General features: G+C 74.5%; 18 protein-coding genes. 6 read left to right on the top strand and 12 right to left on the bottom strand.

Annotation, left to right across the window (positions count from 1 at the left end):
• Window positions 1–27 precede the first annotated feature (27 nt).
• The 4 genes from ABT112_RS18540 to ABT112_RS18525 all read right to left on the bottom strand — a co-directional run bounded on the left by ABT112_RS18540 (window position 28) and on the right by ABT112_RS18525 (window position 3315).
• Entirely contained in the window at window positions 28–399 is a 372-nt protein-coding gene (locus ABT112_RS18540; RefSeq protein WP_351510843.1) for a toxin Doc, read from the bottom strand.
• 3 nt (window positions 400–402) lie between these two features.
• Complete coding sequence (locus ABT112_RS18535) at window positions 403–651, bottom strand: hypothetical protein (protein ID WP_351510841.1); 249 nt, start codon at window positions 649–651, stop codon at window positions 403–405.
• A 314-nt stretch (window positions 652–965) separates the two neighbouring features.
• Window positions 966–2651, bottom strand: a complete 1686-nt coding sequence (locus tag ABT112_RS18530; protein ID WP_351510839.1) for a DUF885 domain-containing protein — start codon at window positions 2649–2651, stop codon at window positions 966–968.
• A gap of 181 nt (window positions 2652–2832) precedes the next feature.
• Complete coding sequence (locus ABT112_RS18525) at window positions 2833–3315, bottom strand: Lrp/AsnC family transcriptional regulator (protein WP_351510837.1); 483 nt, start codon at window positions 3313–3315, stop codon at window positions 2833–2835.
• A 59-nt stretch (window positions 3316–3374) separates the two neighbouring features.
• Here ABT112_RS18525 and ABT112_RS18520 point away from each other — a divergent pair, with 59 nt between their 5' ends.
• Window positions 3375–4580: a trans-sulfuration enzyme family protein gene (locus ABT112_RS18520; protein WP_351510836.1), complete on the top strand. Its 1206-nt coding sequence runs from the start codon at window positions 3375–3377 to the stop codon at window positions 4578–4580.
• On the opposite strand, the gene ABT112_RS18515 is transcribed toward ABT112_RS18520, so the two are convergent.
• Together ABT112_RS18515 and ABT112_RS18510 are read right to left on the bottom strand one after the other, a co-directional pair.
• Window positions 4516–5910, bottom strand: coding sequence for a GNAT family N-acetyltransferase (locus ABT112_RS18515; RefSeq protein WP_351510834.1), 1395 nt, complete (start codon window positions 5908–5910; stop codon window positions 4516–4518). The two genes, ABT112_RS18520 and ABT112_RS18515, sit on opposite strands and share 65 nt — an antisense overlap.
• A gap of 241 nt (window positions 5911–6151) precedes the next feature.
• Window positions 6152–7750: an alkaline phosphatase D family protein gene (locus tag ABT112_RS18510; protein ID WP_351510832.1), complete on the bottom strand. Its 1599-nt coding sequence runs from the start codon at window positions 7748–7750 to the stop codon at window positions 6152–6154.
• Window positions 7751–8165: 415 nt separating this feature from the next.
• Here ABT112_RS18510 and ABT112_RS18505 point away from each other — a divergent pair, with 415 nt between their 5' ends.
• Window positions 8166–8576 (top strand): VOC family protein, encoded by a 411-nt coding sequence (locus tag ABT112_RS18505; protein ID WP_351510830.1) that lies wholly within the window; start codon window positions 8166–8168, stop codon window positions 8574–8576.
• Between the two features lie 21 nt (window positions 8577–8597).
• Here ABT112_RS18505 and ABT112_RS18500 read toward each other — a convergent pair whose 3' ends face one another.
• The 3 genes from ABT112_RS18500 to ABT112_RS18490 all read right to left on the bottom strand — a co-directional run bounded on the left by ABT112_RS18500 (window position 8598) and on the right by ABT112_RS18490 (window position 10926).
• Window positions 8598–9098 (bottom strand): hypothetical protein, encoded by a 501-nt coding sequence (locus ABT112_RS18500; RefSeq protein WP_351510828.1) that lies wholly within the window; start codon window positions 9096–9098, stop codon window positions 8598–8600.
• A gap of 169 nt (window positions 9099–9267) precedes the next feature.
• A complete protein-coding gene (locus ABT112_RS18495) occupies window positions 9268–10167 on the bottom strand; it encodes an alpha/beta fold hydrolase (RefSeq protein ID WP_351510826.1) in 900 nt (299 codons plus the stop codon).
• 99 nt (window positions 10168–10266) lie between these two features.
• The gene (locus ABT112_RS18490) at window positions 10267–10926 is read right to left on the bottom strand and encodes an NADPH-dependent F420 reductase (protein WP_351510825.1); all 660 of its coding nucleotides are present in this window, start codon (window positions 10924–10926) and stop codon (window positions 10267–10269) included.
• A 109-nt stretch (window positions 10927–11035) separates the two neighbouring features.
• Here ABT112_RS18490 and ABT112_RS18485 point away from each other — a divergent pair, with 109 nt between their 5' ends.
• Together ABT112_RS18485 and ABT112_RS18480 are read left to right on the top strand one after the other, a co-directional pair.
• Window positions 11036–11920, top strand: coding sequence for an RNA polymerase sigma-70 factor (locus tag ABT112_RS18485; RefSeq protein ID WP_351510824.1), 885 nt, complete (start codon window positions 11036–11038; stop codon window positions 11918–11920).
• A 226-nt stretch (window positions 11921–12146) separates the two neighbouring features.
• Window positions 12147–12914 (top strand): GntR family transcriptional regulator, encoded by a 768-nt coding sequence (locus ABT112_RS18480; RefSeq protein ID WP_351510937.1) that lies wholly within the window; start codon window positions 12147–12149, stop codon window positions 12912–12914.
• A 130-nt stretch (window positions 12915–13044) separates the two neighbouring features.
• On the opposite strand, the gene ABT112_RS18475 is transcribed toward ABT112_RS18480, so the two are convergent.
• From ABT112_RS18475 to ABT112_RS18465, 3 genes are all read right to left on the bottom strand, one after another.
• On the bottom strand, window positions 13045–14202 hold the full coding sequence (locus ABT112_RS18475; RefSeq protein WP_351510822.1) for an ROK family transcriptional regulator: 1158 nt from the start codon (window positions 14200–14202) through the stop codon (window positions 13045–13047).
• Between the two features lie 232 nt (window positions 14203–14434).
• Complete coding sequence (locus ABT112_RS18470; protein ID WP_351510820.1) at window positions 14435–15085, bottom strand: response regulator transcription factor; 651 nt, start codon at window positions 15083–15085, stop codon at window positions 14435–14437.
• Between the two features lie 4 nt (window positions 15086–15089).
• On the bottom strand, window positions 15090–16343 hold the full coding sequence (locus ABT112_RS18465) for a sensor histidine kinase (protein ID WP_351510819.1): 1254 nt from the start codon (window positions 16341–16343) through the stop codon (window positions 15090–15092).
• A 108-nt stretch (window positions 16344–16451) separates the two neighbouring features.
• Here ABT112_RS18465 and ABT112_RS18460 point away from each other — a divergent pair, with 108 nt between their 5' ends.
• On the top strand, window positions 16452–17396 hold the full coding sequence (locus ABT112_RS18460) for an ATP-binding cassette domain-containing protein (RefSeq protein ID WP_351510817.1): 945 nt from the start codon (window positions 16452–16454) through the stop codon (window positions 17394–17396).
• Between the two features lie 3 nt (window positions 17397–17399).
• On the top strand, window positions 17400–18140 hold the full coding sequence (locus ABT112_RS18455) for an ABC transporter permease (protein ID WP_351510815.1): 741 nt from the start codon (window positions 17400–17402) through the stop codon (window positions 18138–18140).
• The last annotated feature ends 25 nt before the right edge of the window (window positions 18141–18165 follow it).

Raw genomic sequence — 18165 nt, 5'->3', positions numbered from 1 at the left:
ACGAGCCGGCCGCCGGCGGCCGACCGCCTATATCCGCCAGGACCGGATCCGCCCCGCCGCGTCGTAGACCGTCGACTCACCGGACTGCAGGTCCTTGACCAGCTCGATGAGCGCGCCGTACGGCGGGTCGATGCCCTCGTGCGAGGCGTGCATGTAGGCCACGGCGACACCGCAGGCGAACAGGGCGTTGCGGGAGGGCAGCGGGCGCAGCTGCACCAGGGTGTGCAGCAGCGCCGCCGCCCGCCAGGCGGCGTCGGCCTCCTCCCCTAACCGGGGTGTGTTGACCCGGTGCCGGGCCACGGCCGCCACCAGGGAGGAGTAGTCGTCGACTCCCGGGTCACCGGGCAGGATCTCCGTCTGGCGGGCCAGCAGCCAGCGGATGTCGATATGCAGATCCACCTGTCAGACGCTCCCGCTCCGGTTCCGCCGCTCCGCCGGGGCGTCGTCCGGGAACGCCGCGTCGAACGCGTCGGCGTTCTCCCGGACGAAGGACCGGAACACCTGGGATGCCTCGGCCATGGCACGTCGCTGGGCGAGGTCGTCGGTGACGGCCTCGCGCACCAGCGCCTTGAGCGTGACCCCTCGCTCCTTCGCCGCCTCACGGAGCTCGCTCAGCTCTTCGTCGCTGAAATCAATGTTCAGAGCGGGCATGGCGCTACGGTACTGCTCCGGTACCGGATCGCGCAGCGATGCAGGTGGGAAAGGTTTCTCCGGGTACCGGAGGCGCCGTGCGAGTCGCCCGGGACACGGGGAGCGCCGCGGGCCCGGTGCGCTGCGGCGATCCGGCGCACTGCCCCGACCGCCCGACCGCCCGACCGCCCGACCGCCCGACCGACCAGCGACCGACCGACGACGGGCCGATCCGATGCGCGGGGGATCCGGGCCGGACCGGACCGCCCGCACCCCCGGCGGCCGGTTCCGGGACACCTCCCCGGGACCGGCCGCCGACAGGGCCACTGCGGTGGTCAGAGCCGGGAGAGCTCGTCCACCAGGTCGTCCAGGCCCAGCGAGCCCAGCGACAGCGCCGCCATGTGCCACTGCTTGGCGTCGAAGGCGTCGCCGTGTGCCGCCCGGGCGGCCTCGCGGCCGGTGAGCCAGGCGCGTTCGCCGAGCTTGTAGCCGATGGCCTGGCCCGGCATGCCCAGGTAGCGGATGAGCTCGCTGTCCAGGAAGTCCGCCGGACGGCCGTTGTGCAGGCCGAAGAACTCCCGCGCCAGCTCGGGCGTCCAGCGCTCACCGGGGTGGAACGGCGAGTCCGCGGGGATCTCCAGCTCCAGGTGCATGCCGATGTCGACGATCACCCGCAGGGCCCGCATCATCTGGGCGTCCAGATAGCCCAGCCGCTGCTCGGCGTCGCGGAGGAATCCCAGCTCGTCCATGAGCCGCTCCGCGTAGAGCGCCCAGCCCTCGGCGTTCGCGCTCACCATGCCGACCGTCGCCTGGTACCGGGAGAGCCGGTCGGCGACATGGGCCCACTGGGCGAGCTGGAGATGATGCCCCGGGACGCCCTCGTGGTACCAGGTGGACACCAGGTCGTAGACCGGGAACCGGGTCTCGCCCAGGGTGGGCAGCCAGGTGATGCCCGGCCGGGAGAAGTCGACCGACGGCTGGGTGTAATAGGGCGCGGCGGCGCTGCCGGGCGGGGCGATCCGCGACTCCACCTTCCGGACCCGCTCGGCGAGTTCGAAGTGGGTGCCGTCCAGCTGGTCGATGGCCTCGTCCATCAGGCCCTGGAGCCAGACCCGGACCTCCTCGACGCCCTCGATGTGCGTGCCGTGCTCGTCGAGGTGGGCGATGGCCGCCCACGGCGTGGCCGCGCCCGGCAGGACCTTCTCCGCCTCGGCGCGCATCTCCGCGAGCAGCCGGTGGTACTCCGACCAGCCGTACGCGTAGGCCTCGTCGAGGTCGAGGTCGGTGCCGTTCCAGTACCGCGACCAGCGGGCGTAGCGCTCCCGGCCCACGGTGTCGGGGCTGCCCTCGACCGCCGGGGCGTAAGCGTCCCGCAGCCAGTCCCGCAGGTCCGCGAAGGCCGCGGTCGCCGTGGCGGCCGCCATGTCGAGCTCGGTGCGCAGCTCCTTCGGGCCGTCGGCGGTGAACTCCGCGAACCAGCTGCGGTCCTTGCCCACCCAGTCGTCCAGCTGCTCGATGAAGGTCGCCACCTGACGCGGCCCGGCGGGCAGCTCGCGGTCGAGCCCCGCGGCGAGCGAGGCGCGGTAGCCGTCCAGCGCGGCGGGCACCGCCTGCAGCCGCTGCACGACGGCGGCCCACTCCTCGGTGGTCCCGGTGGGTGTCACGGTCAGCACCGTGCGGAGGGCGTGCACGGGGGAGTGGATGTTGCTGACGGCGCGCAGCCCCTCCTGGGCCTCGTGCACCGCGAGTTCGGCGGTCAGCCGCTCCCGCAGCAGCCGGGCGCAGCGGCGCTCGGCGTCGGTGTCGGCGCCCGGCCGGGTCTCCGCCTCGGTCAGCCGCTCCAGCGTGTCGCGGGCCAGGTCGGCGAGTGCCTGCTGCCCGGCGGGGGAGAAGTCGGGGAGCCTGCCGGACGATGCGGCCACACCCAGGTAGGTGCCGGTGATCGGGTCGAGTTCGATGAGGGCGTCGACGTAGGCGTCGGCGACCTGACGCGGCAACGGGCTGCTGTTGATGTCGGACATGGGCTCCATCCTCGTACGCGGTCGGGCACCGCGTCACTACCGGTCGGGTCATGATCCACCTTCCCGCGGCGGGCCTCGCGGACACTCCGGGCGGCCCGGTCCGGCGCCCGGCCCGCCTGGGCGGAGAGGCGCGCGCTGCGGCGCACCCGGTCCGGCGGATGGAGTCGACGCCGGCGGCGGGCTACCCCTGCGGGGCCGGGGGCAGCAGCGGCCCGCACTCCCACTGCTGGAAGATCAGCCGCGTCTCGACCCGGGCGACCTCGCGCCGGGAGGTGAACTCGTCCAGGACCAGCCGCTGGAGGTCGGCGGTGCCGGTGACCGCCACGTGGACCAGGTAGTCGTCCGGCCCGGTCAGGTGGAACAGCGCCCGGGACTCGGGCAGCGCCCGCACCCGTTCGACGAAGGGGCCGATCAGTTCCCGGCGGTGCGGCCGGACCTGCACCAGCAGCAGGGCCTCCAACCCCCGGCCCAGCTTCGCGGGGTCGAGCCGGAGCTCGTGCCGCAGGATCACCCCGGACCGCCGCAGCCGGGCCACCCGGTCCAGACAGGTCGACGGCGCCACGCCCACCTCGGCGGCGAGATCCCGGTAGGTGGTCCGGGCGTCGTTCTGCAGGAGCCGCAGAATCTGCAGATCCACCGGATCCAAAGGGACGGAATCGGCCATCTGCCGAACATAGCACGGCGATTTTCCGCCAGATCCCGGTGAGCGTTCAGCATCGGGTCATGGAGACGACTGCTGCGACATCACCCCGCTCGCTCAGCACCGAGGCCGTGCACGCCGGCCGTGAGGACCTCGCGGACCTCGGTCTGCACGCGCCGCCGCTGGACCTGTCCACGACGTACCCGTCCCGGGACAGCCGGGCCGAGGCCGCGCGGATCGACGCGTTCGCCGCCACCGGCGCGCGGCCGGACGGCCCGCCCGTCTACTCCCGGCTCGACAACCCCACCACCGCGCGTTTCGAGACGGCCCTCGCCCGCCTGGAGGGCACCGAGAGCGCGGTCGCCTTCGCCAGTGGCATGGCCGCGCTCACCGCCTGTCTGCTGGTCCGGAGCAGCATGGGGCTCCGGCACGTCGTCGCCGTCCGCCCGCTCTACGGGTGCAGCGACCACCTGCTGACCGCGGGCCTGCTCGGCAGCGAGGTCACCTGGGTGGACCCGGACGGCATCGCCGACGCCATACGCCCCGACACCGGCCTGGTCATGGTGGAGTCTCCGGCCAACCCCACCCTCGCCGAGGTCGACCTCGGGGCCGTCGCCGGTGCCTGCGGCGAGGTGCCGCTGCTGGCCGACAACACCTTCGCCACCCCGGTGCTCCAGAGGCCGGCCGAGCACGGGGCGCGGATCGTGCTGCACAGCGCGACGAAGTACCTCGGCGGCCACGGGGACGTCCTCGGCGGTGTCGTGGCCTGCGACGAGGAGTTCGCCCGGAAGCTGCGGCAGGTCCGCTTCGCCACCGGCGGGGTGCTCCACCCGCTCGCCGGCTATCTCCTGCTGCGCGGGCTCGCCACGCTGCCGGTACGGGTACGGGCCGCCTCGGCGACCGCGGCCCTGCTCGCCGAGCGGCTGGCCGGTGACCCGCGGGTGACCCGGGTCCACTACCCGAAGCTGGGCGGCGCGATGGTGGCCTTCGAGGTCGAGGGGGACCCGCACGAGGTGATCGCCGGGGTGCAGCTGATCACCCCCGCGGTCAGCCTCGGCAGCGTCGACAGCCTCATCCAGCACCCGGCGTCCATCAGCCACCGGATCGTGGACGCGGACGACCGCCGGTCCTCCGGAGTCTCGGACCGGCTGCTGCGGATGTCGGTCGGCCTGGAGGACGTCGAGGACCTGTGGCAGGACCTCGACGCCGCTCTGGGCGCGCCGTTCAGCGTTCGGCCGGCTGCTGCGCGGGGCGCGGACGCACCGGTGCCGGATCCAGCCGTGCGGTGATCACCAGCGTGCCCTCCTCGATCTGGTAATCGAGGGGGAGGCCGAGACCGCGCATGGCGGCGACCATTCCGGTGTTCGCCGCCTGAGTGACGGCGTAGACGCTGTCGCAGCCCGCCTCTCCGGCGAGCGCGACCAGCCGGCGCAGCAGTTCCGCGCCGATGCCGCGGCGCTGCCAGTCGTCCTCGACCAGCAGCGCCACCTCGGTCTCGTCGCCGTCCCAGAGCAGGTGCCCCAGGGCGACCAGCCGGCCGGACGCGGTCCGGGCCGCCAGGGTGCGGCCGTACCGGGGGCTGAGCAGATGGTCGAGGTACCGGTCCGCGTCGCCGACCGGACCGTGGTAGCGCAGGCTCAGGGTCCGCGTCGAGCAGCGGTCGTGCATCTCGCGGGCGGCGGCCAGATCGGTGCTCCCGGCCCGCCGCACGGTGATCTCGTTGCCCTCCGGGAGCGTCAGCACGTCCCGGCTGCCGGGCACCCGCGGGCCGAGCCGGGCGTCCAGCTCCACCAGGGCCCGGGCGCGGGCGAACTCGGTGGGCGTGAACGGCAGATACGGCCGCTCGACGGTGATGGACCCGCCGGAGGGGTCGCGGAGCCGCAGCACCGTCTCCTCCAGGACGCCCTCCTCGGGCACCGGGTCGGCGAGCGGCTGCCCGGTCAGCGTCCGGGCGGGCAGCGAGTGGATGGTGCAGCGGCCCAGCAACTGCCGCAGCGCGAGCGGGAGCTCCGCCGCGTCCAGTGCGGTCCGGGTGGCGAGGTTGAGCACCCGGGTCGGCGTGTCGACCAGGTCGTGGGCGTCCGCCCGCTCGACCCAGGTGCCGCTGCCGCCGGCCGCGGCGATCTCCCGGGTGAGCTCCGCGGGCGGCAGCGCCGCCGGGGCGCGCAGCAGGAACTCGTCGACCGTGCCGTCGGACAGCGGGTGGGTCTGGAGCGTCAGGATGTCCACCCGGTGCCGGGCCAGAGCGGTGCACAGCTCGGCGAGGCTGCCCGGCTCGTCCCGTACGGTCGTGCGGACGCGCCACAGCGACGTGCCGCCGTGCCCCGGCTCCGGTGCCGCGGCGCCGGGGGGCGCCGCGGCACCGGTATCGCTCCGGGTCCCGGTGCCACCGGGCGGGGCATGGCTGTGCCGGCGTGCCCACCAGGTGTGGAAGCCCGCCGTGGCGGCCAGGGCCACGGCCGAGGCGACCAGCAGGACCGGGCCCCTGGGGGCGTGGGCGACCGTATTGGCGATCGCGTCGGCGACCGCGACGGCCGTGAAGAGGGCGGCCAGTTCGACGAGGTCCCGCCGCCAGTGGTGCGGGCGGCGGGTGTGCTTGGCGGAATTCACGTCAGTCATGCAGTCACCCTGCCGGACCGGTGTTGCGTGATCACGAACGCCTTGTGACCGATGGGTTAAGGGCATAATTGATCGACTACTGCCTGTTTTCAGCCATTTCTTGATGGTTCACCGAGGGTGGCGAGGTGCTTTTCCCGACGGGCAGTGGCCCCTTCGGCCGGGATACGGCGCCTCCCGTCAGCCTCCCGGCGCCGACCGGCGGCGGACGGCTCCCGGCCGACCGCCCGCGCGGACCGCCGGATCATTGCCCCACGAGCCCCGGCCGGAGCACCTTGGTGAACAGCACCGTGCCGCCCTCCTCGCACAGCCGCACCGTCAGCTCCCCGCCGTCCCCGTCGATCTCGGCCTCCCCGTAGTACTGTCCGCCCTCCAGCGGTGAGACGTTCGCCCGCGCCGGAGCCTTCACGAAGGCCTGCTCCGGACCGAAGGTGCCGTCCAGCTTCAGCGCGGGAAAGCCGCCCGCGTTGAGCGGACCCGACACGAACTCCCAGAACGGCGCGAAGTCCTGGAACGCCGCCCGGGACGGCGCGTAGTGCTGCGCCGAGGTGTAGTGCACATCCGCCGTCAGCCAGACCGTGCCGGTGATCCGGCGTGACCTGATGTGCCGCAGCAGCTCCGCGATCTGCAGCTCCCGCCCCAGCGGCGCGCCGGGGTCGGCCTGTGCGACCGCCTCGTAGTCCGTCCGGCCGTCCGGGACCACCAGGCCCAGCGGCATGTCGGCGGCGATCACCTTCCAGACCGCCCGGGAGCGGGAGAGCTCCCGCTTCAGCCAGGCCAGTTGTTCCGCGCCGAGGATCCCCTGGGCGTCCGCCGGCTGCCGGCCGGGCGAATTGGCGTTCCGGTACGTCCGCATGTCCAGCACGAACACATCCAGCAGCGGACCGTGCCGCACCACCCGGTGGACCCGGCCCTCGCCGTTCGCCCGCAGCGTCCGGACCGGGGTGTACTCGCCGAACGCCCGCAGCGCGCGGGCCGCCAGCACATCGACCCGCTTCTCGGTGTAGCGGGCGTCGTCCAGGATCTCGCCCGGATACCAGTTGTTGAGCACTTCGTGGTCGTCCCACTGCACGATGCCCGGCACCTGGGCGTGGAAGCGGCGCAGCTGCTCGTCGAGCAGGTTGTAGCGGAAGTTCCCGCGGAACTCCGCCAGCGTCTCGGCGACCTTCGCCTTCTCCTCGGTGGTGACATTCCGCCAGATCCGGCCGTCCGGCAGGGTGACGCTCGGCGCGATCGGGCCGTCGGCGTAGACGGAGTCGCCGCTGCACAGGAAGAAGTCCGGGTTCCGGCGGCGCATCTCCTCGAAAATCGGGAAGCCGCCGCGGTCCGGGTTGATCCCCCAGCCCTGCCCGGCGAGATCACCGGACCACAGGAACCGCACCCCGTCCCGGCGCCGCACGGGCGCCGTACGGAAGGTGCCGTACACCGGCTCACCGGTGCGCCGCGGGTCGTCCGGATCGGCCAGCACGACCCGGTAGTGCACCTGCTCGCCGGGCGGCAGCCCGTGCAGCGCCGTGGTCCCGGTGCAGTCCGTGTCCGGACCGACCGGCGGCCCGGGGTACCGCCGCACCGAGCGGAACGTTTCGGTGGCCGAGGTCTCCACGACCATCCGGGCGGGCCGGTCGGAGCGCACCCAGACCAGGCCCGAGGAGGAGGTGACATCCCCGGTCTGCACGCCCCACCGGGCGGCCGGCCGGCCCCCGAGGGACTGGGCGGGCGCCGCCCGGGGCACGGCCCGCGCAGTCTCCGCCCCGGCCGCCGCCAGGGACGGCAGAGCGAGCGCCGCGGCTCCGCCCCTCAGCAGCGACCGCCGCCCGACGCCGTGCCCGGATTCCTGTGCCATGGAGACCCTCCCGTTGCTCACGTTGCCCGACTGACCGCAGTGTCGTCCGTCGCCACCGGTGCGAGGTGCCGCCGAACCGAACGTCCAGTGAATTGCTCACCACCCCCTGACCGGAAGAGCCATGACACATCGCCCGTTCACCGGAAGGGCCGCCCGCCCGGCGGTCGCAGGTCCGCGGACGGAGCCATGGCGCCGTCTTCCGGCCCCCGTCTTCCGGCCTCGGACTCCCGGCCTCCGTCTCCCGGCCCCGGACGCCGGTCCGACGGCCGATCGCGCCCGGTGATCACCGGGGCTACCGTCACCAGGGGAGTCCGCGGCGCCCGCGGACCCGAACCACTCGCGGACCCGAACCACCCGCGCATCCGTATCACCCGCGCATCCGTATCACCCGCGGACCCGTACCAGAGGAGCACCGATGACCCCGGACGCACACATCCGCATCGCCCGGCCGACGCTGGATCTCGCCGCCGCGGAGCGCTTCTGGTGCGGCGGACTGGGCCTGACGGTCCTCTTCCGCCACGAGCCCGGCCCCGGTGCGCCGTCCGGGGAGCACGCCCTGCTGATGGTCGGCCGGCCGGAGGCCGCCTGGCACCTGGAGCTGGTGCACGACGCCCACGACCCGGTGGTGCCCCGCCCGACGGCAGAGGACCTGCTGGTGATCTATCTGGGCACGGAGGTCCCCGGCGAGCTCGTCGAACGGCTGGAGGCCCACGGAGGCCGCCGGGTGCTGGCCCACAACCCGTACTGGGAGGAGTGGGGCGTCACCGTCGAGGACCCCGACGGCTACCGTCTGGTGCTCTCCACCCGCACCTGGTCGAACGTCTGACGCCGCATCCGGGCGCCCCGCTCAGGCCCCGGCCCGCCGCGCCGTCTCGGCCGCGGGGTCGCGCGGCCGCAGGTGGCCGCTGATCGCGCCCCAGACCACGGAGACCAGGATCACGGCCGTTCCCACGGCGGCCAGGGCCCCCTCGAACCGTGCCCAGCCGCTGTCGTGCAGATAGGGCGGGGCCGCTGACACCAGGTGGCTGTGGAGGAGCTCGGCCACCGCCAGGGCGGCGAGGACCTGCCCCAGCAGCGCACCGGACAGAAAGCCGTTCCCGGCCCGCAGCCACCTCCCGGCCAGGACCGCCGCGGGCAGAGCGGCGACGAAGGCGGGCCCGCTCGCGAACTCGTCCTCGAACCGCATCAGCAGGCCCCCGCACCAGCCTCCCACCGCGGTGCCGCACACCGCGACGACGAGCACCACCGCCGCACGCCACGCGACGCCCCAGGGGGTGCGCGGAGGCAGGGAGGCGGATGCGCCGCCGTCGCCGTCCGGCGGGGATGCGGCGGGGGTGGTCTGCGTCATGGCGGATTCGTTCCTCGGGTCCGGGTGCGCGGGGTCGGTGCGCCGCGGCCCGCACCGGCGCGCCGACGGCATCCGCCACTTCATCAGGAACGCCTGTGTCACCGCCACTCGTGGGGACCAGCGGCCGGCACCGCCGCGGACACGGTGCCCCGGAACGGCCCCACGCGCCTCAGTCGGCCACCCGCTCCACGGGCTCCGTCCGCTCCGCGGGCCGCTGCCCGGCGTCGGCGGGGCGGCTGCCGTCCAGTACGACCCGGGCGACCAGCGCCGGATCGTCGCTCATCGGGACATGGCCGCAGCCCGGGAGGCGGATCAGGCGCGTGCCGGGGATGGCGTGCTTGGCCCGGATGCCCTGCCGGCGCAGCAGCATCAGGTCCCGGGTGCCCCAGGCAACGGTGACGGGCAGGCCCGGGATGTCGTCGCCGAACCGTACGTGACGGCCGGCGGCGAGGGTGGGGCGGAAGCCGGTCGAGTCCCGCAGCGCCCGGGTCTCCGCGGCGGCGCCCTGCGGGGAACGCCGTCCGGGCCGGGCGTAGATGGAGCTGACCAGCAGGGCCCGTCCGGCGGTCGTGCGGGAGAGCCGCTCGACGACCGGTGTCGGGAGCGCCCGCGACCCCAGGCGCATGCCGCGCAGCAGGCCGAACGCATAGCGGCGCTCGGCCTCCGTCCAGAAACCGCCGGGGGAGAGCGCGGTCACCGAGCGGACCAGCTTCTCGCGGCCCATGCACAGGGCCAGCAGTCCGCCGAGGGAGTTCCCCGCCACGTGCGGCCGGTCCAGGCCCAGCGCCTCGCAGAGCGCGCCGAGGATGGGGACCACGGTCTCCAGGTCGTACGGCAGGCCGTCCGGCAGTGCAGGGGACTCGCCGAAGCCGGGCAGGTCCACCGCGAAGACGTCCCGCTCCGTGGCGAGGACGTCCAGCACCGGGTCCCAAGCCTGGCGGTGGTGGCCGATGCCGTGCAGGAGGAGCAGCGGCTCGCCGCTGCCGCGCCGCTCGTAGACGACGGGCACCCGGTGCCCTCCGAGGGAGAGGGCGAGCGGGACGGAGACCGTGGCCGCCGTTGTGGGCATGGGGGAGCTCCTCGTCAGCGGATGTCGATGCGGTGAGACGCGGTGTCAGCAAGGATTACCGGCCAGTAGCGGGAGTTCAAGAGGGAACTGGCCGGGAGTTCACGAGGGAACGCCCCGCCGGATCTCGTAATTGAACTGCGCATGCCCGAACTGCTGCATCAGGGTGATCCAGAACGGCATCAGCATCTCGGTGCAGCGCGCCGCCTCGATCCCGCCCAGGTCGATCACCCGCTCCGGCGGCCAGCCGAACGCGCCCACCAGCGCCACCGCCCGCGCCTTCGCGTCCGGGTCGTCCCCGCAGATGAAGAGCTGGTGGTCGCCCGGCACCAGGCCCGGGTCCACCATCACCTGGCAGTTGACGGTGTTGAGCGCCTTGACGACCCGCGCGCCGGGGAAGGTCCGCTGGATCTGGGCGCCGACGCTGTCGTTCTCCACCGGGGACAGCCGCAGCCGGCCCTCCTCGAAGGCCAGCGGATTGCAGACGTCGACCAGCAGCTTGCCGTCGAGGTTCCGCGCCCCCGCGGCGTCGAGCGCGGAGAGCGCCGCCCGCCCGTTGACACCGTTGAGGACCGCCTCGCCGAAGGCGGCGGCGTCCGCGAAGGTCCCGGCGGCGGCCCGCGGGCCGGCCTCCGCGGCCCAGGCGAGGGCCCGTTCGTTGTCCGGGCTGCGGGAGCCGAGGACCACCTCGTGGCCGAGCTCCACGAGCTTGCCCGCGAGGGTGCGGCCCACGTCGCCCGTGCCCAGTACGCCGTACTTCACAGCACCTCCCGCCACCGGCCGCCGCCTGCCGGCGGCACGGGCCCATTGTGCTGGGCCGCACACCGGTTCCCGCTGGACACGGCCGCGTTCGTTCGGGTGGGATGAGCGGGTGGGCACCGATGGCGCGACCGATGTGTTCGAGGAGCACCGGCCCGTCCTGACCGGTGTCGCCTACCGCATGCTCGGCCGGGTGGCCGACGCCGAGGACGTGGTCCAGGAGGCGTGGCTGCGCTGGTCCGGCACCGACCGCGCGGTGGTGCGCGAACCGCGCGCGTACCTCGTCCGGGTCACCACCCGGCTCGCCGTCGACCGGCTGCGCCAGGTGAAGGCCCGGAGCGAGACCTATGTGGGGCCGTGGCTGCCGGAGCCGGTCGTCACCGACTACGCGGGCACCGTGCCGGACGCCGCCGAACGGGCGGTGCTCACCGATTCCGTGTCGCTGGCGGTGCTCGTCGTCCTGGAGTCCCTGTCCCCGCTCGAACGCGCCGTGTTCGTGCTGCGCGAGGCCTTCGGCTACCCCTTCGCCGAGATCGCCCGGATCCTCGAACGCGGCGAACCGGCCGTCCGCCGGATGGCGGTGCGGGCCCGCCGGCACGTGTCGGAACGGCCGCCGCGCTACCCCGTGGACCCGGCCCGGCAGCGCGACCTCACCGAGCGGTTCATCGCCGCCGCCGGCGGCGGGGACCTGGAGGCGCTGCTGGCGCTGCTGGCCCCCGACGCCCGTCTGGTGGGCGACAGCGGCGGCAAGGCCAAGGCGCCGCTGCGCGTCATCGAGTCCGCCGACAAGATCGGCCGCTTCCTGGTCGCCGTCACCCGGCAGCCGCCCCCGGAGGCGGAGGTTCGGATCCGGGAGATCAACGGCGTGCCCGCGCTGGTGGTCCTCTCGGCCGGACGGCCGGACAGCGTCATCTCGCTGGACGTCACCGAGGACGGCCGGATCTCGTGTGTCTACATCGTGCGCAACCCCGACAAGCTGTCCGCCGTGGCCCCTTGAGCCGCCCGGACCGGTTGCGCTCGCGTCCCCGCCCGGCCTGCGCGAACACCGTGTGAACGCGGTGCGGCGGCCCCGGCAGGAGGGGCGTCCGGGGTCGAGGATTGGTCTTGACCAAGGGTGGGGGCGGCCCTATGGTCGCACGGTTAGTGCAGGAACCTTTCGTAAAGAAGGGCGCACAACTTCCCCCGGGGACACCGGGATTGCGACAGGGATGGCGGAGGACAGGGTGGGGACGACGCAGCTCGCATCCGTGCCGGAGCCGAAGTACTGGCATCTGAGGACGGTGCTCAGTGAGGCGCTGGACTCGGAGTTCGCGGTGGGCGAGGTGCTGCCCAACGAGCGGGAGCTGGCGGCCCGGTTCGGAGTCGCCCGGGCCACCCTGCGCCAGGCGCTGGAACAGCTCGAACTCGACGGCCGGCTGCAGCGGCGGCGCGGCGTCGGCACCACCGTGGCACCGCCCCGGGTGGGGGTGGCGGTCGGCACCGAGGAGCACACCTGGCCGGGTGCGGACACCGACGACGCCTGGCAGCCCGTCGACTGCGCGGACGCCGCACCGCCGCCCGCCGTGGCCCGGATGCTCGGCACCGGTCCCGGGGAGCAGGTGCACATCGTCCGGCGCAACCGCGTGACGCAGGGGCAGCCGGTCGCGGCCGAACTCCTCTACGTCCCGCCCGGGTCGGTGCGGGGGAAGACCGCCACCGGCGGCCTCACCGGAGCGGCCCGGGCCCGCGCGGTCCTGCGGGACCTGCGGAGCCACGTCCTGGAGGGCCAGGAACGGGCGGTCGAGCTGGGCTCGGCCGGGGCCGAGGAGGCGAAGGTGCTGGACCGGCTGCCGGGCGCGCCCGTGCTCGTCCTCACCACCCGCTGCTTCGCGGCCGGCCGGACCGTCGCGGTGGCCGTGGCCACGTACCGGGCCGACACCTGCCGGCTCACCTTCGGCCGGACCGGATCGGTGGAGATCACCGACGCGGACGCGGACCGCCGCGCGTCCTGAGGGCCGTTCGCGCGTTCTGACGGCCGTGCGTGTGTCTGCCGTCCCCGACGGGGCGGGCGTCCCCGCGGGGTCAGGAACGCGATGCTGCTCCGCAAGAAGATCGACAAGCGGGGCGGGCGTGACCGCAGGGTCAGGACTCCGCGGTCACCGGTGCCTGCACCGCGAAGAGCTCTTTCTCGACATGGTCCAGGGCCAGCCGCAGCGCGCCCGTCGCCACCGCCGCCTCACCCAGTCGCGACAGCGCGACCTGCGGAGGCCGCAGGCAGTAGCGGCCCAGTTCGCGGCGGAGCGGCTCCAGCACGCCGTCGAGCCCGGCCGCCCAGCCGCCGACCACCACCCGCTCCGGGTCGAGCGCCAGGACCAGCGCCGCCACATCGTGGACCAGCCGCCGGAGGAACCGGTCCACGGCCTCCCGGGCGCGCGCGTCACCCGCCGCCGCACGCTCGAACACCCGGGCCACCGCGCTCTCGTCGAGCGGCGGGAGCGGCGTGCCGGTGGTCGACAGCACCTCTTCCGGGGCGGCCTCCCGGCCGAGCAGGTGCAGCGCCCCGATCTCTCCCGCCGCACCGCCGTGGCCGCGGTGCAGCCGCCCGCCGATGAGCGACCCCGCGCCGGGGCTGAGCCCGGCGAGCACGAACACCAGGTCGTCGGTGCCGGTACCGGCCCCCTGCCAGTGCTCGGCGACCGCGGCCGCGTTGGCGTCGTTCTCCACCAGCACCGGGCAGCGGAAGGACCGCCGCAGACGCCGCCCGAGCGGCAGCCCCGTCCAGCCGGGCAGCGCGGTGCACAGCCGCACACCGCCTCCGGACTCCACGATGCCGGGCGAGCCCACGCCCACCGCCCGCAGCGAGCCCCGGGGCACTCCGGCGCGGCGCAGCAGACCGGAAACGGTCGCCCGGACCTGCGCCAGGCGCTCCTCGGCCGGTGCCGAGACCGGCACCTCGCGCGCCGCCGAACCGGTCACCCGGCCGCTCAGATCCGCCAGCAGCGCCGCGACCCGGCGCGGGCCGATCTCGATACCGAGCAGATGCCCGGCCTCCGCGTGGAAGCGGAAGCGCCGGGCGGGCCGCCCCTGACGGCGCACCGGCTCCTCCGGGGGAGCCGCCTCCGTCACCAGGCCGGTGCCGGTGAGCCCGTCGACCACCCCTTCGACGGTCGGCCGGGACAGACCCGTGAGCCGGGCCAGGTCGGCGAGGGTGGCCGGCTCGCCGTTCCGCAGCGCGTGCAGCACCACCGCGGAGTTGATGCGGCGCAGCAGGGAAGGATCACCGCCGGTGAGGCGCCCCAACGCGGGCCTCCCTCCTGTGGGTTGTGCCAAGTCTGTACGAGGTGCCGGGCCTGTGCGAAGCGCCGGGCCGGTGCGAGGCCGGGCGGTGCGAGGTGCCGGACTGCCGGACCTGTGGGATGTGCCGGGATCGTAGCCGCTGCCCAGTGGCGCGGCGAGCGTCCTGACACGCACGGGACCGACGGGAGCCGCCCCGCGGCGTGTTCCACCCCTCGGGCGCCGGTGCGGCCGGGCGTCATCCGGGGGACACGAAGCCCGATTCGTACGCGGCGATCACCGCCTGGGTGCGGTCCCGGGCCCCCAACTTCGCCAGAACGGCGCTGACATGGGACTTGACCGTCTCCGTGCCCAGCACCAGCTCCGCCGCGATCTCGGCGTTCGACAGCCCCCGGGCCGTCAGCCGCAGCACCTCGCCCTCCCGCCCGGTCAGCGCGGCCCGCTCCATCGCCTCCCGGGCCCGCGGGTTGCCGTGGGACGCCGCCATGGCGCGCAGCGCGGTCGGGAAGAGCAGCGACTCGCCCTGCGCCACCAGCCGTACCGCGTGCACGATTTCCGACGGGTGCGCCCGCTTGAGCAGGAAGCCGTCGGCGCCGGCGCGCAGGGCATCGTAGACGTACTCGTCGTTCTCGAAGGTCGTGACGACCAGGATCTTCGGGGGCGCGGGCACGCCGTGCAGCACGGAGCGGGTCGCCTCGATCCCGTCGAGCAGCGGCATCCGCACGTCCATCGCGACCACATCGGGCCGCAGGCCGCGCACCAGCGGCAGCACCGCCGCTCCGTCCGCGGCCTCGCCCACCACCTCGATGTCGGGCTGGGCCTCGAGGATCGCGCGCAACCCGGCCCGGACGAGCGGCTCGTCGTCGACGAGCAGGACAGTGATGGGCATGGGGTCACCCTACGTGGTCGAAGGGTAGCCGGGCACGCACCCGCCAGCCGTCCGCGCAGGGCCCGGTCTCCGCCGAACCGCCGAGCAGCGCGGCCCGTTCGCGGATTCCGCGCAGGCCCCGGCCCGCGGTACCGCCCTGGCCCGTGGCCGCTTCCCGGCCGGACGCTCCGGAGCCGACCGGATTGCGCACCTCCAGTTCCACCTGCCGCTCGGACACGGCGATCCGTACCGTCATCCGCACCGAAGGACCGCCGTGCCGCAGCGCGTTGGTCAGCGCCTCCTGCACGATCCGGTAGCCCTCCCGGGAGACCGGGCCCGGGACGTCCGCCGCAGAGCCCGTCACCTCGCAGGTCACCGCGGCACCCGAGGCGCGGGCCGACTCCAGGAGCCGTCCCGCGTCGGTCAGCGTGGGCCGGTCCGCCGCACGCCGTCCGGAGTCCTCCCGCAGCAGCCGCAGCACCCGCTCCAGGTCCTCCAGCGCGTGCCGCCCGGTCTCCTCGACGGCGGCCAGTGCGCGGTCGGTGAACTCCGGGGAGCCCGCGGCCCGGGCGGCACCGGCCTGCACCACGGCCACGGTCAGCGCGTGCCCGATGGAGTCGTGCAGTTCGCGGGCGAGACGGTTGTGCTCCAGCAGCCGTTCCGTGCGCTCCTCCAGCGCGGCCAGCCGTTCGGCGGGCGAGGGGCCGAGCAGCCGCCGGGCGGCGGCCGTCATCAGACCGCCCAGCGCCACCACCGACACCGCGAGGACGGCGAGCGGCAGCGGCGCCAGCAGCGCGTACCACCAGTGGTGCCCGGCCACCGCCGGGACCGGACCGGTGCCGCCCCCGTCCCCGCCCGCCGCCGAGGTGAGCAGAGCGATCGTCAGCCCCGGCAACTGCACGGAGCCGAAGGCCACCAGGAGGCCCACTTCGAGCCGCAGCACCAGCCAGAGAGCGGTCCGCCCCCGGTCGCCCCAGGACGCGGACGGCGCGGCGGCGACGGCCGGCGCCGCGTCGGCCTCCCGGTGCCGCGCGTGCCGCCCCGGCAGCAGCATCACCTGGGCCTGCACCCCCTCGGCCAGCCGGGTCGCCGGCACCAGGGCCGCCAGGGCCAGCACCGGGACCGGCACCAGCGGGAGCAGCAGCCACTGGTGCGGATGGTCGCCGTTCAGCCCCGGGTAGACGAAGCCGACCACCACCGCGAACAGCGCGCCCACCAGCAGGTGCAGCCAACGGGTGTAGGTGACCGTGCGGGTGAGGGGCAGCAGAAAGGCGGGCATGCGCCACATCGTGCCAAGCGCGGGCCGCCCGCACTTCCCCCGCCAGAGGGATCCGGAACGCTCCGGCGGGGGACCCGGCGGCCCCGGCCGGACGGCAGCGTGGTGGCCATGACCTCCATCGACGTACACGAGCTGACCAAGGAGTACCGGACGACCCGGGCCGTGGACCGGCTGAGCTTCACCGTCGCTCCGGGGCGCGTGACCGGTTTCCTCGGCCCCAACGGGGCGGGGAAGTCCACCACGATGCGGCTGGTGCTCGGACTGGACCGGCCCACGTCCGGAACCGCCACCCTCGGCGGCCGCCGCTATCAGGAGTTCGACGAGCCGTTGCGGCAGGTCGGGGCGCTGCTCGACGCCTCGGTCGCCCACCCGGCGCGCACCGCCCGCGACCATCTGCTCGTCCTCGCCCGCAGCAACCGCGTCCCGGACCGCCGGGCGGACGAGGTCCTGGAGCACGCCGGGCTGACCACGGCGGCGAAGCGCAGGGTGCGGACGTTCTCCCTCGGGATGCGGCAGCGCTTGGGGATCGCGGCCGCCCTGCTCGGCGATCCCCCGGTGCTGATGCTGGACGAACCGTCCAACGGCCTGGACCCGGAAGGCATCATCTGGCTGCGGAACCTCCTGCGCCGCCTCGCGGACGAGGGCCGGACCGTGCTCGTCTCCAGCCACCTGATGACCGAGACGGCCCTGAGCGCCGACCATCTGATCGTCCTCGGGCACGGGCGGCTGCTCGCCGACACCGGGACGCGGGAGTTCGTCGACGCCCGGGTCCGGCCCCGGGTGCGGGTCCGCACCGGCGACCCGGAGCTGCTCCGCGCGGCACTCGCCCGAGAGGGGATCGGCCCGGTCCGGGAAGCCGACGGACGGTGGACGGTGGAGGGGGTGCGTGCCGAGGAGATCGGTCTGCTGGCAGCCCGGGAGGGCGCCGCCGTTCTCGAACTCGTCGATGAACAGGGCTCGTTGGAGGAGGCGTACCTGCGGCTCACCGCGGACTCCACCGAGTTCGCCGCATCCGCATCCGCACTCGCACCCGTCGCCGCCCCGGAGGTCTGACCCGTGTTCACCGCCGTGCTCCGCTCCGAGTGGACGAAGATCCGCTCGGTCCGCTCGCTCGTCGTCTGCCTCGCCTCGATCCTCGTGGTCACCGTCGCCATCACCGTGCTGGTGTGTGCCCTCAGCGGCGCGGAGGACGCCACCGAACCGGACTTCGAACCCGTCTCGTTCGTCTTCTACGGCCTCAACTTCGGCCAGGTCACGGCCATCTGCTTCGGCGTCCTCGGCACGGCGGGGGAGTACGGCACCGGTTCCGTCCGGGTCTCCCTCACCGCGGTGCCCCGCCGGGGACGTCTCTACGCCGGCAAGCTGGGGGTGGCCGGGGGACTGGCGCTCGCCGTCGGCCTGCTCACCGGATTCTGCTGTCTGTTCGGCGGCCAGGCGCTGCTGGGCGAGCACGGAGTGGGGCCGGGCGCGCCGGGGGCCCTGCGCGCGGCCGTCGGCTGCGGTCTCTACCTCGCGCTGCTGACCGTGCTGTCCGCCGGGGTGGCGACGGTTCTGCGCAGCTCGGTGGGGGCGCTCGGCCTGCTCACCCCGCTCTTCCTCGTCGTCTCGCCGGTCCTGAGCAGCCTCTCGGCGACCCGTGACGCCGCCCAGTTCCTGCCGGACCGGGCGGGATGGCAGATGCTGCATCCCGCCCCGGAGGGCGCGCTGGGCGCATGGAGCGGGGCGGGGGTCATGGCAGCCTGGACGGCGGCCGCGGTCTGGGCGGGATGGCGGATGCTGGACCGCCGCGACGCCTGAGGGCGCCGGCTCGCAGCCGATACGA

It is taken from the genome of Streptomyces sp. NPDC002055 (assembly GCF_040296705.1).
In the GTDB taxonomy this organism is placed as follows: Bacteria; Actinomycetota; Actinomycetes; order Streptomycetales; family Streptomycetaceae; genus Streptomyces.
This window is presented reverse-complemented; position numbering and strand designations above follow the sequence as displayed.